The organism is Ochrobactrum chromiisoli (assembly GCF_026241335.1).
Lineage (GTDB): Bacteria > Pseudomonadota > Alphaproteobacteria > Rhizobiales > Rhizobiaceae > Brucella > Brucella chromiisoli.
Genome location: NZ_JAPHAV010000004.1, coordinates 206144 through 221870, shown reverse-complemented (window position 1 = coordinate 221870; position 15727 = coordinate 206144). Strand labels below are relative to the sequence as shown.

The following is a 15727-nucleotide window of genomic DNA, read 5'->3' as shown; positions in this document are numbered from 1 at the left end:
CATGGTCCTTTCCGAGGTTAACGCCTCATGATGATGTTCGGGTCGGATGCCTCAACGTGTGGAGCGTTGTACGGCGAGAGCCGCCAACAGCCGAAACAACGAGCTTACCACAACCACCGCCCCGGCGGGGACTCGCAACCTGCTTCACAGACCTATAAAGGGCATGAATTGATCAGGCTTGTTTGTTTGCACTCCACTCGAAGGTGGTGCCGTCTATCCGGCGACGACAAACTGTCATCTCACAGATAAAGCGCCTTGCTGATAATCGCAGGTCGACCTTAGGGCCACCACAGGGCAAATCAGCAACTATCCGAACGTAGCGGCTATGAACACGATCTGACATTTGGTTGCATAATGGGCAGGAACGTTGATCAGCGGCTGCCCGCGCTGAAACAATGATAACCCCGTGGTCCTCGTCGGAACTCTCAACAATCAATCCGGCCGGGATCAGGGACGACAGACGAAACTTGGTCGCCATGATGCTGTTTCCTTTCTGATAACCGCATCAGGTTCCACCGCGAAATCATCAAATTTGAGCCAGAGCCGAATACCCCATCTGACGCATTTTTGATCCCGATTTTTTTCAGATCACGCCGATCAACCGTGCCTGAAGAAGATCCAGCTTGGCACGCCCATACATTTGCCTTTTAACGAGCTTCAGCTTGTTGATCTGTCCTTCGACCTAGCCGTTCGACCAAGGTTCGGTGATGGTGGCGGACACCGCTGCCTTGTCTTTCAGTATGCCGTTGGCGAAGGGGGCAAACAGACTGTCGCGTGCATCAGCGATCCACGGGTCGAGTTCTGTCTTGGCCTTCATTCGGATCATTGTCTGGAAACGATCAATTAGATTGCGAGCTTGGATCAAGGCGGGAACGCCGACCTCTATGGTCGCAATGGTGATTGTGTCAGCCTTACTCAGTTGATCATGAGCAGTCGTCATCAATCGGGCAATCGTTCTGGCGGACGGCACTTTTTGAAGTTGCTGATCGCAGACCCGCTCAGAAAAGCAATGCGAAACCATCGGGGACTGGATTGACGAGATACTGCAGATGTTGCTCATACAGCGTCAAGCTGTGGTTGATGCGATGACGGCTTGTTTTGAAGCTGATCTGCAACTCGCCCGCAAAGCTGATGTGCTGGTGTCACTCAAAGGGATTGGATAACTGACCGCATGATTCTTGCTGGCAGGATTGCCGGAACTCAGCAAGGCTCGACAAAATACAGATTGCAAAACTGGTTGGCGTGGTTCCGCTCAATCGTGATAGTGGCCTGATGCGTGGTAAGCGCATGATTGCTGGTGGCAGTAAAACCGTGTGTGATGCACTTTATGTTGCGGTCCTGCGAGCCACCCGCTTCGACCCGGCTATGTATGCATTCTTCCTGCGCCTCAAACAACAAAGGAAATCGGGAAAGGCCGCCCTTGTTGCTGTCATGCGCAAAATGATCATCATTCTCAATGCAAGAATGCAAGAATGCAAGAATGCAAGAATGCAAGAATGCAAGAATGCAAGAAACAAACGAAAACGTGCTTTAAGCGTAACGCGGTTGCTTTTATTTTCTAAAATATCTTGCAATACACTAATCTCACTTAGGAAAATAGACATAATTGATTTGTTGTACAATGCTTTATTTCAAATACCCTCTACCGTGTTTTTTACTTTAATATTTCAATATTTATGACGATCCTACTTGCTCTGGCGCTGTGACGATTTGATTTGCGCAATTAGTGAGCGCTAAATCAGCCTGAAAAGTTATTTCGCCCCCCCATATCGACGAGAAGACATAAGTGTGATTACACTCAACCGGGGATTGTTTGTTTGGGGAGTGGGAGAAAATGGAATTTTGGATTCCGTTTGTAGGTAGATTGAAACTTAAACCGATCTACGCTGTTCGACGAAGCGAAAGGATACTCTTTCGTATAGGTTCGCAGGCTTTCACCTATATGCGAAGAAAATAACGTGAACTCATCAAACCCGACATCAGTATCCGAGGCTTGAATGGTTCACAATCATCTGACGTGTTTTGAGGCGACCGGCTTAGCGATTGCTCTTGTGGGTATTATAGTTCTTACTGTAATTGGCTGCGTGTCCAAGGGAAGCCTCTGACTATGAGCCGCCATTACAAACTACATCAAAAACAGAGACGGTCTTCCCTGTTGCATTTAAGGAGGGACGGCCATGTTTTTGGATTATTGTAAGTCGGGGCTTTTCTTTTTCGGCTCTCTCCTGTAAGAGATTTTTGCGCAAACCCACACCCAATGCGGACGAGCGCTAGCCTCGGCTTGATCCCTCTCGCCGGGGCTTATACATTGAGAGGCCGGAGCATTTGTTATGACGCACCGGCTTCTTTGTCATTGTTGTTACCATACAAAGCAATGACGGGTGCAAAGCGGTCGAGCCCATCGGGGCCAGAACCTTCATTCGTAAAACAGTATAACTCTTTGCACCTTAGAGGTATCGTCGCACGGTTGAGAGAGCTTCGCGCTCGTGTATACGGGAGACAGCCTCATGACTTATACTACGCGTTTTGTCGATATCGACACTGGTTCTTCACGTTGTGCCCGATAAGCAATCGACCAGTTTTGCCAACTCTGCCGCAGGCATTACTGAATTATTGGTTTTTCTGAACAGTTTTGACGGGATCGAACGCAGCATCTGGAGCCAACCGGTGGCTATGAACGACGTTTTGTTGAAGCCTTGCTTGTAGCACAGTTTCCCGTCGCAAAGGTCAATGCCAAACAGATCAGGCAATTCGCCATGGCCTGTGGTCAACTCTCCAAGAACACGGGATTAATGCCTTTATCCTCGCCGATTATGGACGGCGTATGGATACGTGTGGCGCGACAATTTAGATGGGAAGCGCGACAATCTTGATGACTTAGACTGGTCGCTGAAGGCCGCAAAAAGTCGGCCCATTTTAATTGTCCGTCGTCGAATGATTTGAGACTTTTTCTGCTTTTGAAGATTGGAGTTTCCGGCTCAGATTGAGGTATGATTTAAGCTGCTTTGGCCTGGTGGTTCAAGCGGCGTTTTTTGATGGTATCTCGTTTAATCCTTTCGCGTTCAATGAGAATTGTCTGGCCGCGTCCGAAGTAAACGTCAGCCGGGTAAGATTGTCGAGGCTTTCATGGTATCGGCTATGATTGTAATGCTCAACGAAGGCTGCGATCTGGGCTTCGAGATGGGGGTGCGGATAAAAACTTGGACTGTTTTTACGTCACAATGCCAAGACTGTTTCGATATTCGATTGGGCTTCGAGCGCCAAGCGATATCTTGATCCGTTTCTCGTTGTACCATCGAATGTAGTCATCGACTTCTTTGATAAACTGCTCGAGTGTGGTGTTCTTCCAATCGCTGGGATAAAAGAACTCTGTTTTCAGTCTTCCGAAGAAGCCTTCGCATGCAGCGTTATCTGGGGAACAAGCCTTGCGAGACATTGAGCGTACCAGCTTCGCATCACTAATCCTCGATAGCCAACCCGGCCAGCGATAATGTGCTCCTCGGACGCCCTTCTAAGAGTCAAGCCGCGATTTGGCTTTGATTGATTTCCCTATGCCGCCGCATAAGGATGGCGAAGACTTCGCGGGCGATGTAGCGTTTGAGGCAGCGAATTGCCTCGAGCTTAGAATTTCCGGCTGCGATCCGTCGAGCGACGTAGGCCTGCGTGCGTGCCTCCAATCGAAGCCTCCCGATAGCGATAATGTGTATGGCACTGTTTGCCGCGCGGTCCCCACCCCTGTTCAACCTATGCCGAACCGTTTTCCCGGAAGAAGCGGGGACGGGGCTGACACCGCACAATGCGGCGAAGCTCGCCTCGGACTTCAACCGGTCCGAGTTATCGCCCGCCGTGAGCAGCAACTGCGCAGCACTGTTCACGCCGATTGCGGTTTGAGCAAGTAGTTCAGGAGCAAGATCCTTGACGATGGCCTCAATCATGTCGTCCAGGTCGACGATCTCGTCGTGTAGTTCGAGATAACGTCGCGCCAGAGACTTGAGAGAGATGCGATAGGTTTCCTCGACCTGGTGATATGCAGTGAGGTCAGGTCTGGCGGCTGCGAGTGTACGGATCAATTGCATCCGCGTCATGTTGCGTAGCGGATCGCGGATCTTCTCCGGTGCGCAGACGATTGTCATCTGGATCAGCTGCAGGGCAATGCGGCGCGCCTGAATAGCAGTTTTGCGGCAAACCCTTAGGACGCGTAAACTTTCTACCATGCCGTCCCTGCTGCGTGGTGTTACGGTATGCCGTCTTGCAAAGGCTGCATGGGCAGCACTTTCTGCATCGAAGTCGTCATTCTTACCACGGCGGCGCCGGTCGAGTTTGTCAGGTGCAGTTACCTCCAAAATCTCGACACCTGCGGCTTGCATGTAGCGCAGCAACCTCGCGCCGTAACTGCCAGAGCACTCGATTCCGACCCGTTGAAGGTCCCCGAAAGATCGCATCCAAGCCAGCATCAAGCGATAGCCAAGTCGAGTTGTCGGGAAGCTCTCGGTACCGATAACGCGGTCGCGATGATCAACGACTGCTGCGACATGCAAGTCCTTGTGTGTATCGACACCACCAATGACGTGAGTTTCTGCTCGTTGCTCAGCCATCTTATTATCCTCTCCTGCGGCATGAGAATTATTTGTCTGAAGGATGCAGGGACAGGACAGTCATGGGACCAGATGGTCATGCCCTTCTTGGGTCACAGCAGCACCTTCGGGGCAAAACCTCACCGCAGAGCATTCCCGGATGATCGACAGGTCCGCGGAAAGACACATGTTGGTCGATCAGAATGAGGGTCAGATCATACCGGGAAGCCATGCGGCACCAGCACAGAGAATGCTCACTCGGTGTTTGAGTCAAACCATCAAAGAACTGGTACCGATTATATGACTATCCCATTCTGCAGATAGAACCACTCTGTAAACTCAGTACCACGATCAAACGTAATCGATCGGCGGGAGATTTAGGTCAGGGGCTGGAGTGCCCTAATCACCCCTTCCATCACCGGCTTTGATTGACGATCATTATTTCGCAACAAAACCGTAAAGCGGCTCACCCGCTCGACCAGAGACGTCACATTGGCGTTGCCAAACTTCTTGCGAAACTGGATGGTGTCGCCCTCCCAGTGTCCGAACTGCTTGCGCCTGGCAACCATGTCTGGATGATAAAGGATGCTCAGTTCTGGTGGTAAGCGGCGTCCATGATGACGCCGGGCATGACGTGGGCGTCTTTTGGCACGACGTTCCGGCAGATATTTCCAAAGCTCTTCTTTTCGACCGTCGGTGGAATAAACAAACTGATAGATTGTTTCATGACTGACAGAGATTGGATGGCGTTCCAACCGCATTCTCCCGGCAATCTGTTGTGGCGACCATCCATCGCTGATGTGATCGATCACGGACTGCCGTAGCTCATCATACCGGATGAGCTTGCGTTGCTTCGAACGCCGCTCGCGGGATTTCTGCTGAGCAATCGTGCAGTAATAGCCGTTTAAATCCTTAATCTCATCATCGTGAAAATGATTGCGCTTGAGTTCACGAAATATGGTCGAACGGTGCCTTCCAAGCTTCTCCACAATAACGTCAACGGAGAGCTTTGCAGCGCGCCAGCGTGTTATTCTGCGGCATTCATACAGATCGATATGCCAATAGATAGGGTCCATGGCAGGTTCCTTGCATTGGATAACTCATTGTTATCATTCGCTAGTCGCACTTCAAACTAGAACCCACGCTTTGCTAGTTTCGGGAAACACCTCACGAACCCATGCTGTCAACGTTGCACGACCGGGATAGCCCAAGGCGCGCATCGTTGCAGAAACACAACCACCATGCATGCGGTAGTGCTCAACAGCCACTTTCTTCTGCGCCTGTGTGAACTTAGGCGCTCGGGGCGTAAATCCTAAACGCAGATCGAGATGGTGCTCATATTCCAGGTGCCAGCTCTTCAAAGCGTTCTTGCTTGGATAGCCCAACTGGCGAATAGTCGCTTTCGGGCGCTTGCCCAGCTTGATGTAAAGCGCGACTGCTCGCATCCGGTCTTTGTAGGAATACATGAACTATCTCCATGATAGTCCAAGTTTTCGTCCGCACCCCCACACCCATTACTTTTGGTTGGAAATCAACAAGTCATGTATCCACATTGTGCGACATTGATGTTGGAGCATGAAACCCATTGCCAATGTATCGAGCTTAGAGCCTGTTCCAAAAAGGATTGAGCGATTTCAGTAGGTTATGATTCAATCGGATAGCTTACATTCGATGGAGATCATGATGGCCTGGACTGCAACCGCTCGGCCACAATATGGACGACGCAACGCTCGTTATGCAAGCGATTTAACGGATGCGGAATGGACTGTCATCGAACCGATGATGCCTGCACCGGGCCGTCTCGGACGCCCTCGCAAGACGGATTTGCGAGAGGTGGTAAATGCGCTGCTTTATATTGCTTCATCAGGTGGCGCATGGCGGCTTTTGCCCACGGACTTCCCACCATTTTCCACGGTGCAAAAGTATTTCTATCGATGGCGAGATGAAGGGATGCTGCGCACGATCAACAACGCGCTCGTGATGACAGCACGCGAGTTGACCGGAAAGCAGCCCAGCCCTACCGCGGGCGTGATCGATAGCCAGTCAGTAAAACCACGGAAAGTGGCGGAATACGGGGCTTTGACGCGGGAAAAAAGATCAACGGTCGCAAGCGTCATATTGTGGTTGATACCCTCGGCTTGATGGTTGGTCTGGTGATCCATTCTGCGGGTATTCAAGACAGAGATAGTGCACCTGATGTCTTGAAAACCATCCTCAAACGCTGGCCGTGGTTACGGCATATCTTTGCTGATGGTGGATACGCGGGACCCAAGCTCAAAGACAGGTTGGAAAAGGTCGGAAAATTTACGCTGGAAATCGTCAAACGATCCGATCACGCTGAGGGCTTCAAACTCTTACCACGCCGATGGGTGGTCGAGCGGATGTTTGCGTGGCTCGGACGTTGCCGTAGATTGGCCAAAGATTTCGAAAAAACCGTCGCGTCTGCTGAAGCCTGGGTCTACATCGCAAACATCCGCCTGCTCACCCGGCGCATCGCAAGAGCCTGATATCGTTACATTCATTATGATTCAGGCTCTTACAGAGTTAGGCATTACCCGTTGAATATTTGATCTTTTGGATCAGCGAGGGTGCCATTTCAGGCTGTTTGGCTCCATGACGCACATTTTTAGTAATAACCTATCTCACCCCAATGATGGTCCGCAACTAGACAGCTAATCTCGGTTTGCTATGATCGCTATAATTACAACAACATCCAATGGACGTTTTATTTTCTTGCTGAATTGGTTAAAATTAACTAGGTAAGATCAGCAATGTGGGGGCAAAATAAGATGTGTGGAATTATCGGCATCATCGGCAATGACGAAGTTGCACCGCGTCTGGTTGATGCGCTGAAGCGGCTTGAATATCGCGGCTATGATTCCGCCGGTATCGCTACGCTGTTGGGTGGAAAGCTTGATCGCCGTCGCGCGGAAGGTAAATTGGTCAATCTGGAAAAGCGCCTGGCAGGTGAACCGCTTCCGGGCGTGATTGGCATTGGCCATACCCGCTGGGCCACACATGGCAAGCCAGTTGAGCGCAATGCACATCCGCATATCACGCCACGTCTGGCTGTGGTTCATAATGGCATCATCGAAAACTTTGCTGAACTGCGGGCTATGCTTTCTGCCGAAGGCTACAAGTTCGAAACGGAAACCGACACCGAAGCTGTCGCGCATCTCGTGACGCGCGAACTGAATAAGGGCAAGTCGCCGGTTGAAGCCGTGCGCGATTGCCTGCCTTTGTTACAGGGCGCTTTTGCTCTCGCTTTCCTGTTTGAGGGCGACGAAGAAACCTTGATCGGCGCGCGTCAGGGACCACCACTGGCCGTTGGCTACGGTGACGGCGAAATGTTCCTCGGCTCAGACGCTATAGCACTGTCGCCCTTCACCGATACGATTGCCTATCTCGAAGATGGCGACTGGGCCGTGCTGACCCGCAAGGGCGTGACCGTCTATGACGAGAACAATGTAGAGGTTGAGCGCGCGATCCAGAAGTCGCAGACAGCCAACATGCAGGTCTCTAAGGGCAATCATCGCCATTTCATGCAGAAAGAGATGTTCGAGCAGCCGGAAGTGATTTCCCATACGCTCGCGAATTATCTCGACTTCACCACTGGTACGGTGCGTCAGGAAGCAATTAGTATTGATTTTAGCAAGATTGATCGTCTGACGATCTCTGCTTGCGGTACGGCTTTCTATGCAGCTTCGGTGGGTAAATACTGGTTTGAGCAGATCGCACGTCTGCCGGTCGATAGCGATATTGCATCGGAATTCCGCTATCGGGAAATGCCGCTTTCAAAAGACTCGCTTGCTATGTTTGTTTCGCAGTCCGGTGAAACGGCGGATACGCTGGCATCGCTGCGTTATTGTAAGTCGCAGGGACTGAAAATCGCTTCTGTGGTCAATGTCACGGGCTCGACCATTGCCCGTGAATCAGACGCCGTTTTCCCAACCCTTGCTGGTCCTGAAATTGGTGTTGCTTCGACTAAAGCTTTCACGTGCCAGCTTTCGACAATGGCATCACTTGTCATTGCTGCTGCGAAAGCACGCGGCACCATCGATGACAAGCGTGAGCAGGAGCTGGTGCGCCAGCTTTCTGAAGCGCCGCGTTTTATCAATCAGGTTCTCAAGCTTGAAGACCAGATTGCAGCAGTCTGCCATGAACTTTCCAAGGTCAATCATGTGCTTTATCTTGGTCGCGGAACATCGTTCCCGCTGGCTATGGAAGGCGCGTTAAAGCTCAAGGAAATTTCTTATATCCATGCGGAAGGCTATGCGGCTGGCGAATTGAAGCACGGCCCTATTGCGCTTATTGATGAAACCATGCCGGTTATTGTCATTGCGCCATCGGATCGTCTTTATGAGAAGACCGTTTCCAATATGCAGGAAGTGGCAGCACGCGGCGGTCGTATCATTCTCATCACCGATAAGAAGGGTGCTGCATCTGCTAGCATCGACACGATGGCCACCATCGTTCTGCCGGATGTGCCGGAATTCATCACACCGCTGGTTTATGCTTTGCCACTTCAGATTCTTGCCTATCACACCGCTATTCTAATTGGTACAGACGTCGATCAGCCGCGCAATCTCGCGAAGTCTGTGACTGTTGAATAAGATGATGTTTAAGTTAGTTGGAATTTAATCGGCTTCAGGTTTCTTGGTTATTCGATAGTTATTGAGGTAATAATGTAAGGCCATCTATGCCGTTACCGTAGGCGTAACGATACAAATTTAATTCTGGTGCGAATTCATTCATTATTTAAGTGGTGCGACTGTATTGAACAAAATTCAAAAGATAACTTTAATCATAACTGCAGTTATATTAATAACGATTACATTTCTTATGCTTGTTCCCATGTCTGCCCCAAAAGGCCATGGATTCACTGATAAGACATATCACTTTCTTGCATTTGCTGGATTAATAATTCCTATTGCAACGCTTCAGCCGCGATGGTTGCTGTTTGCGATACCGTTGTTTATCTTATTCGGCGGAATGATTGAGATAATACAGCCGCATTTTGGAAGGACCCGCGATCTTGCCGACTGGATCGCCGACATCCAGGGTGTATTCATTGGTTCAGCATTTGGACTAATTTTGAGTGTTTTCATTCAAAGAAAGCTTCAGTATTTTTCATCAAAAATATAGATAATTACCTTACGTTTCATTGCCAATGAGAATGACCGACTGATCACTTCTAGCAACTGTATCTCTCATGGTTTCGGAAGCACCATTTTTGACGTTTTTTACACAATGCGTTAGCAAGGGTAACCAATTTTCGGGCAACGGCTGTGAGGATAACCTTGTGCGGTTTCCCGGCTTTTCGCAAACGATCCGCGAAGACCTTCATGGTCGGGTTGTGATGCGCAGCGACCAGAGCGGCTTGGAACATCACATGCCTCAAGGCACGACGACCGCCTGCAATAGACCGTTTTCCGCGCAGGGTTCCACTGTCATGCGCAACTGGAGCCGACCTACAAGAGCTGCGGCTTGTTCGCCGGTGATGGTGCCAAGCTCTGGCATTTCAGCGACCAGCATTGCACTTGCCACTGGACCGATTCCGGGTATGGAGCGCAGAACGCTAACGGTCTCGGACAGCAAATCGTCACTGGATATGGCGGCTACGATCCTGTCCTCAAGCTCTTTGATCAGGCTGTCGAGCCTAACCTTTAGTTCGGTATCGATGCAGTCAAACATCTCAGCTGTGTCAAGTTTCTGATGCGCACGGATCTGGGCAAGAAGGCGTTTTCGCATCTCCACCATCTGGGTACGCTTCGAGGTCAATGCTCTGAGAACTCTGAGCTTTCTGCAGGAAGACTGCGACCCGCATCGGGTCGGAAAGCAAAGAACCGTGCGATGAGTTCTGCATCGATCCTGTCAGTCTTGGCGCGTGTGCCGCGGCTTTGCGCAAATGCCTTCACCTGCGCGGGAGGCACTTGGCGTGCGACGTCACTTTCTGCTTCAAGCTTTGCCCAGAGCTGCCATTCCTGTCCACCGGTAGATTCAAAGCAAACGACCGCATCACGATTATGAGCAAGATCCGCGACAGCAGTGTGCCCTTCTGGAATATTTGGTATTCGGCATTGAAGCCCATCAGGCAGGCAATGAAGATCTAGCCAGTCCCGGCTAACGTCTATGCCGATGATGCGGCCGTGTGATAGATTATCCATGCTCTCTTCTTTCTGGTGCGCGGTACTCAATGTCCGCAATCAACTGTCCGAGACGATGAAGAGAGGCGGTGCCGACATGCTAGGGAACGTGGTCAAGCCACAAGGCTCAGACGTCGCGCACCACCCCATCACTGCCCCTGACCAGGGGCAGTGATGGGCGCAGTTTAACAGATGCTAAATACAGAAGGCTCAGGACTTCGGTAATGGGGTCATTGCGGTAAATAATCCCGACAGATCCCCTCTCGCCGCTGCCTGACTTGCTTCGCCCTTCGTTTGAGGTCCGCCCGGGTTCATGCTTCGGTCCGTGGTCAGCGCGATGGCTGCCAACATGATGCTGGTCCAGTGCGGTAATTCCGATGTGCCCATCTCATTGGCGTGCTCGGCAGAGGCCGGCGACAGTCCTGACCACAGCATCATCGGAACCGCGTCCCGGTTGGGACCTCGAAGGTCTGTGGTCAGGCAGACGTCAACGATATGGTTCTAATGTGAAGGCTCAAGCCGACTTGGCGAGCAATTGGTCTGAGGAGAATTCGGTACTATCCGTCCATACCCGGTGAAGGATGGTACCGATGCGCCTTGCCAAAGCCACCATCGCACGCTTTGCAGCTCGGCGTTTGGCGACTTGTGCGGCCCAGCTTCTCAGCGATGTCGAACGACCCCAGTGTATCATAACGGTAGCCGCTTGGCAGAAGGCTCTTCGCAGATTGGCGTCACCAGCTCGCGTAATACCGCCGAACACGTCGCGCTCACCGGACTGGTTGCGCGAGGGTTTAAGGCCAACCCATGGACCCACCTTCTTGGACGATGAGAACCGCGCGGGATCATCGACCGCGGATCGGAAAGTTAAGGCGACGGCCGCCCCGATGCTAGGCATCGTCATCAATAGCCGGCACACCGCATCGTCCTTCGCAAGCAGACGGACCTGACGTTCGAGCCCCGCCAGTTCATGGCGAAGGCTGGTCCGCGCGCGTAACATTGGTCCGGACGCTGCTTGCAACATCGAATTGCCTTCCACCAATTGTTTGATCTTGGCGTCGAACTGGCCGCGCGAGATGGCGCCGACCTTCAGGCCGAAGTTTCTCAGCAATCCGCGCAATGATAGTTCCAGCGCGATCATGCCTTGTTGGATCGCCTTGCGAGCAGACAGAAGTGCACGAACTTCCTGTGCCGACACGGATTTACAATGTACGGGCCTGAACCAGCCCAGATGAAGCAGTCGGGCAATCCCTTCCGCGTCGCGCCGATCCGTTTTGATCGGCATTGCCTTCAATGCACCCTTCACTTGTCGGGTTTCCATCAGAACAACTTCCAGCCGGGCATCGGCGAAACCGCGATGCAGCTACTGGGATAGCGGCCCGGCTTCAAGCCCTATGATCGCAACCGATCCCTCTAGGGTGTTTGCAAAATCCACGATCGCTTGGGGATCACTGAGAACCTGCGCTTCTTTTTACGATCATGCCGCGCTCATTGATTACACAGACCGCAGTCTTCGCCAGTGATACATCCAGTCCTATGAACAGCTTCATATCATACTCCTCCGATTGAGACCGATACGGGAACAACGACAGCTTGCTGCAGGCAATTTCAAGATGCGTCAGCCAGTGGCGTGGCGCAGGTCCCGTTACAGCATCTCATTGCTTTCCGAGCCAGAATATAACGGCTGCTGCGAGATCTAATGCTGCTCGGAACACAATGGGGCAGCGATCATAACGGGTAGCAATTCTGCGCCAGTCTTTCAGTCTGCCAAACATCATTTCGATACGATTACGCCGCTTGTATCGACGTTTGTCATACTTGATAGGCTTCTTACGGTTTTTGCGACCCGGGATGCATGGCTTTATCTCTTGGTTTTTTAACCGTTTTCCGAACCAGTCAGCATCATAGCCTCTATCAACAAGAAGCCAGTCGACCTTCGGTAACGTCTCAATTAAGGCTGCAGCTCCGGTGTAGTCGCTGATTTGTCCCGCCGTGACGTGTAACCTGATAGGGCGACCCTGCGTGTCGGTGACGGCGTGCAACTTGGTATTCATGCCACCTTTTGTCCGGCCGATCAGGCGTCCACCACGCCCTTTTTTTACAGTGGGCTTGAAGCCGTGCAGTAAGCTTTCAAATAGGCCGCATCCATCATGACCGTCTTTCCAATCGACGATTTGGAAGGCAGCCCTTATAATATCTGAGCAAATATCCCCTTGTGACACCAACGGTCCCAGAGATCATAGAGCGTTTTATAAGGCCAGTATTTCCGAGGAGTATCACACCACCGTAACCCATTGCGATGAATCAAGATAATACCACTCAAACACGTCTGTCATCAATGCGTGGATGTCCATGGCTCATGGGCAAAAAGGGGCGAAGGCATGACATCTGTCCTTCGCTCAGCCAGTAAAGATTGCGCATCGTTCAGTCTCCTCAAACGAAACTGAATCAGCTCTTCATTCTCAAATCAATGTGTCCTGAACCTAGTAGCAGAAGGACAGAAACTAGGTCGTGTGGACGAATTGACCCAGGTATAAGTTTTCCGGTTCCAGATTTTCTTTCAATATGATTCACACATTACCGAGGTAATTATGAGGTCGGCAATGTGCAAGAAGATTACAGAGAGTGACTATGAACTGGCACTGTAGGTTTTCTGCACTTGTCTGCCAGCCGTTGGCGCGAAAGCAAAAAATGACCGCCTATTTCTTGAGGCATCGCATTATTTCACCCTTCACAACATCTCCTGGCGGGCTTTGCCTCAGCAATTTGGTAACTGGAACAGCATAAGGAAGCGTTTTGACAGCTTGGGTAAGGCGGGTGTTTTCGAAGACTATTTTTCCATTTTGGCTGGGCTTGATGAAAGCGCTCATCTGATTGCTATGTTCGACAGCACCGTCATTCCTGTGCATGTATAGGCAGCGGGAGCTAAAGGTGGCAGAAAGGTCAAGCACTCGGCCGTTCTCGTGGAGGGTTCGGAACCAAAATCCATCTGAAAACCGACCGAAATGGTCAGCCCCTTGGGTTTGAACTAACCGGAGGCGAAGCTTCCGATAGTAAACAGTTTGAAAGCCTCATGGAAACTGGTCCTCAAGTCAGGCACCGCGCTATTATTGCTGACAAAGGCTATGATAGCGACGTTAATAGAGAGACTGCGCGAAAGGCTTGCGCAATTCCTGTGATCCCTTACAGATCAAACAGGCGAAATATCCCGACACATTTTGCCACGGTGCTTTATCGAGGTCGCGCACGTATTGAACAAATGATAGGGAAGCTCAAACGGTTCAAACGTGTGCCACTACGTTGCGAGAAAACAGCAAGAAATTTCCGATCCATCGTCGCAATAGCTGCTGCTTTCATCTTAATCAGATCCGTCCACATGGCCTAACATATTGAATGCAGTCTTGAAGGGATTTACCGTTATTCTGAGAAACCCAATTTAGCGTAACAATACGAAGTAATTTTCACAAAATGCACAGTATTCGTTCGCCATTTTCTGTGAATGTTCGTACTGAAAATGCTTGTAATTCAAAAAATGACAGTTAAGCGTGATATTAACACGAGGAAGTTGTGAGGTCGGATCTGAAATTAGCCAATTTGGAAATGGTGTCTAAACCAGGCAAAAAAGGCTCTTAAACAAATTGTGCATCAAGTTTTCGGTAGAGTTTCTATCTTTTTCAGCTTTTAACGGTAGAATTAACGACTATCTCACTTCGCAGATGATTGCAGTAAGTAGTCGAATTTGATGATGATACGGCGGGGGAGCGCTACATTGTCTATAAATATCACAAGAATTAGTAAAATTATGGATAGCCTTCTTGAGGATCCATTAGATCAGGCTTTGTGGGAAAAGAAACTTATCGACCTGGCAGCAGCATTTGGTGCGAGAGGGCTTAATGTCATCCCTTTCACGGATGCGACGAATATGTCAGTGATTTATACTCCCTCTCTAGCTAAGGGGTTTGAGGAGTATTTTGACGATGGCTGGCACAATAAAGACTGGCACGCAAAAGCATTGCCATTCCTATCACGAACCGGAGTTGTTCGCGACGTTCAATATACAACGCGCGACGAATTCGAACGTAATCAGTTTCACCGGTTTGCACGAAAACATGGCGTTGGTCATTCCGCTTTCCTCGAATGGCATATGTCGGCTGAAGATCGGCTGGTTCTGGCGATACACCGCCACGCAGGAGATGATGCATTTACGAATGAAGAGGAAGACTTATTGCATGCAATAAGACGCCGTTTTCAAGATCTCGGCTTTTTCATGCATCATTTGTCTTCCAGTAAGCTACGCGGCACTGCCGAAGGGTTAGACGTTGTGAAGGCGCCTGCACTGTTTTTCGACAGGTTTTATAAGGTAATTCATGTCAATGAAGCTGCGCAAGCGCTATTGGGGGATGATTTAAAGGTTTTGAATGGTGATCTGCTCGCAGCACGGGCGGAGGATACAAATAAAATACGATTACAGATGCGCCAGTCAGCCGCGCCGTTATTGCTAAAACTCAATACATTACTGGAACCCATCAGAATTGAACGGAAAGACGAGCCACCTCTTGCATTGCGCATTCAGCGACTTGGTGGCAATTTACCAAGTATTTTTTGTGCCGCAGTGGGTGTTTGCCTCCTCTCTTATGAAGTTGTCCCTAAACTCCGGGATGGTAGCGCTTTAATTGCCCGATATGGTTTAAGTGTTCAGGAAACCGCAATCGCGCTTCAGCTCTATGATGGGCTTTCCGCTCGGGAAATTGCGGATAAAACATCACGCTCCTATGAAACCGTTCGTACCCATATTAAAACCCTATTGCAAAAAACAGGCACCAAACGCCAGGGTGAGCTCCTCGCCTTAATCGGGAAGCTACAAAGCATGGACTGAGCTCTGATTTTCGCTTGATGCTTAACATCTGATCGAGGTTCTTAAATCTGCAAATCGGATGGTCGTACTTGTTACGGCTCTTACCCTCAGCTGAAGTTTGCCAAACCGAACAAAAAAATCGCCAGCGCACGTCA

The 15727-nt window shown here is 50.4% G+C and carries 7 protein-coding genes and 12 pseudogenes; 8 read left to right on the top strand and 11 right to left on the bottom strand.

Annotation, left to right across the window (positions count from 1 at the left end; all coding sequences use genetic code 11):
- Positions 1-214: 214 nt before the first annotated feature.
- Positions 215-478, bottom strand: a pseudogene (locus tag OPR82_RS11630) (transposase family protein); the annotation flags it as partial.
- Between the two features lie 105 nt (positions 479-583).
- Positions 584-973: pseudogene (locus tag OPR82_RS11625) on the bottom strand (transposase); the annotation flags it as partial.
- 55 nt (positions 974-1028) lie between these two features.
- Between OPR82_RS11625 and OPR82_RS22870 the strand changes: the two are divergent.
- Together OPR82_RS22870 and OPR82_RS22865 are read left to right on the top strand one after the other, a co-directional pair.
- Positions 1029-1473, top strand: a pseudogene (locus OPR82_RS22870) (transposase); the annotation flags it as partial.
- Between the two features lie 1034 nt (positions 1474-2507).
- Positions 2508-2833: pseudogene (locus OPR82_RS22865) on the top strand (IS110 family transposase); the annotation flags it as partial.
- 162 nt (positions 2834-2995) lie between these two features.
- On the opposite strand, the pseudogene OPR82_RS11610 reads toward OPR82_RS22865, so the two are convergent.
- The 5 genes and pseudogenes from OPR82_RS11610 to OPR82_RS11590 all read right to left on the bottom strand — a co-directional run.
- Positions 2996-3180: pseudogene (locus tag OPR82_RS11610) on the bottom strand (IS3 family transposase); the annotation flags it as partial.
- A 31-nt stretch (positions 3181-3211) separates the two neighbouring features.
- Positions 3212-3502, bottom strand: a pseudogene (locus tag OPR82_RS11605) (transposase); the annotation flags it as partial.
- A gap of 16 nt (positions 3503-3518) precedes the next feature.
- Positions 3519-4595, bottom strand: coding sequence for an IS110 family RNA-guided transposase (locus OPR82_RS11600; RefSeq protein ID WP_265984919.1), 1077 nt, complete (start codon positions 4593-4595; stop codon positions 3519-3521).
- A gap of 284 nt (positions 4596-4879) precedes the next feature.
- A pseudogene (locus OPR82_RS11595) lies at positions 4880-5650 on the bottom strand (IS30 family transposase); the annotation flags it as partial.
- A 60-nt stretch (positions 5651-5710) separates the two neighbouring features.
- A pseudogene (locus tag OPR82_RS11590) lies at positions 5711-6040 on the bottom strand (IS3 family transposase); the annotation flags it as partial.
- A 217-nt stretch (positions 6041-6257) separates the two neighbouring features.
- On the opposite strand from OPR82_RS11590, the gene OPR82_RS11585 reads away from it, so the two are divergent.
- The 3 genes from OPR82_RS11585 to OPR82_RS22800 all read left to right on the top strand — a co-directional run bounded on the left by OPR82_RS11585 (position 6258) and on the right by OPR82_RS22800 (position 9719).
- A protein-coding gene (locus OPR82_RS11585; protein ID WP_407673250.1) for an IS5 family transposase occupies positions 6258-7081 on the top strand; the annotation gives its coding sequence in 2 pieces (ribosomal slippage) (positions 6258-6627 and positions 6627-7081; 825 coding nt in all).
- A gap of 282 nt (positions 7082-7363) precedes the next feature.
- Complete coding sequence (gene glmS / locus OPR82_RS11580; RefSeq protein ID WP_265984918.1) at positions 7364-9187, top strand: glutamine--fructose-6-phosphate transaminase (isomerizing); 1824 nt, start codon at positions 7364-7366, stop codon at positions 9185-9187.
- Between the two features lie 136 nt (positions 9188-9323).
- Positions 9324-9719, top strand: a complete 396-nt coding sequence (locus OPR82_RS22800) for a VanZ family protein (protein ID WP_407673253.1) — start codon at positions 9324-9326, stop codon at positions 9717-9719.
- Positions 9720-9768: 49 nt separating this feature from the next.
- Here OPR82_RS22800 and OPR82_RS22795 read toward each other — a convergent pair.
- From OPR82_RS22795 to OPR82_RS11560, 4 genes and pseudogenes are all read right to left on the bottom strand, one after another.
- Positions 9769-10094 (bottom strand): annotated as a pseudogene (locus OPR82_RS22795) (transposase).
- A 257-nt stretch (positions 10095-10351) separates the two neighbouring features.
- Positions 10352-10741 (bottom strand): IS110 family transposase, encoded by a 390-nt coding sequence (locus OPR82_RS11570; RefSeq protein WP_265984916.1) that lies wholly within the window; start codon positions 10739-10741, stop codon positions 10352-10354.
- 493 nt (positions 10742-11234) lie between these two features.
- Positions 11235-12267: pseudogene (locus tag OPR82_RS11565) on the bottom strand (IS110 family RNA-guided transposase).
- Positions 12268-12372: 105 nt separating this feature from the next.
- Positions 12373-13138: pseudogene (locus OPR82_RS11560) on the bottom strand (IS5 family transposase).
- Between the two features lie 242 nt (positions 13139-13380).
- Between OPR82_RS11560 and OPR82_RS22790 the strand changes: the two are divergent.
- From OPR82_RS22790 to OPR82_RS11555, 3 genes and pseudogenes are all read left to right on the top strand, one after another.
- Positions 13381-13632, top strand: coding sequence for a transposase (locus tag OPR82_RS22790; protein WP_407673252.1), 252 nt, complete (start codon positions 13381-13383; stop codon positions 13630-13632).
- Positions 13633-13670: 38 nt separating this feature from the next.
- Positions 13671-14102 (top strand): annotated as a pseudogene (locus OPR82_RS22785) (IS5 family transposase); the annotation flags it as partial.
- Positions 14103-14486: 384 nt separating this feature from the next.
- Positions 14487-15593: a helix-turn-helix transcriptional regulator gene (locus tag OPR82_RS11555; protein ID WP_265984915.1), complete on the top strand. Its 1107-nt coding sequence runs from the start codon at positions 14487-14489 to the stop codon at positions 15591-15593.
- The last annotated feature ends 134 nt before the right edge of the window (positions 15594-15727 follow it).